This window comes from Bacillus sp. LR--39, assembly GCF_053613335.1.
This window is the reverse complement of record NZ_JBSIOT010001385.1, coordinates 1-558: the sequence shown is the minus strand read 5'-3', so window position 1 is coordinate 558 and position 558 is coordinate 1. Positions and strand designations below refer to the sequence as shown.

Below are 558 nucleotides of genomic sequence, written 5' to 3'. Positions count from 1 at the left end.
TTGCGTCATGCTCGGATCTTGAACCATAGCTAACCATGACCAGCCCTCGGTTCTCGTCATCAGGACACGGCTTTCCTACTTCGACCGTAATGTCATCACCCAAAGCTTTAATCTCCTCGACGAGGTCTTGATGTCTGGAAAGCGCTGCATTGGCCTCTGTTACGTTCGGCAGCTGATCGCACGGCGGATGAGTGTCTCTTGACACTGTGATCCATCCGTTTAGGAATGCAATTGTTCCAACTGCAAGCAATAATCCTATGACGACACCGATAATGATCTTCGTGGTTGATTTCATGAGTTACCTCCTAAGTTGCCGGGATCGTTGGTCGACAATGGTTTTGACGAACTGCTGGAACCGACCTTATGCCGAGCACCACACGCGTTGATCATCTCAGAGTCGTGCGTAGACACAATAACCGTGCGGCCACGCGCAGCGAAGTCCGCAAACAGATCGATAACCTTTCGCCGATTGGTTGAGTCAAGCGAGGCGGTCGGCTCATCGACAAACAAGAATGCAGCGTCCTTGTAGATGGCACGAGCCAGTGCGAGTCGATGCTT

The 558-nt window shown here is 51.6% G+C and carries 2 protein-coding genes; both read right to left on the bottom strand.

Annotated elements, in window-relative coordinates; genetic code table 11:
* The coding region (locus ACWHAR_RS30645) for a hypothetical protein (protein ID WP_452088880.1) at nucleotides 1-295 on the bottom strand (295 nt) is incomplete at its 3' end.
* Nucleotides 292-558, bottom strand: a 267-nt coding sequence (locus ACWHAR_RS30640; RefSeq protein ID WP_452088879.1) for an AAA family ATPase, incomplete at its 5' end; no start/stop codon positions are given. The genes ACWHAR_RS30640 and ACWHAR_RS30645, both read right to left, overlap by 4 nt.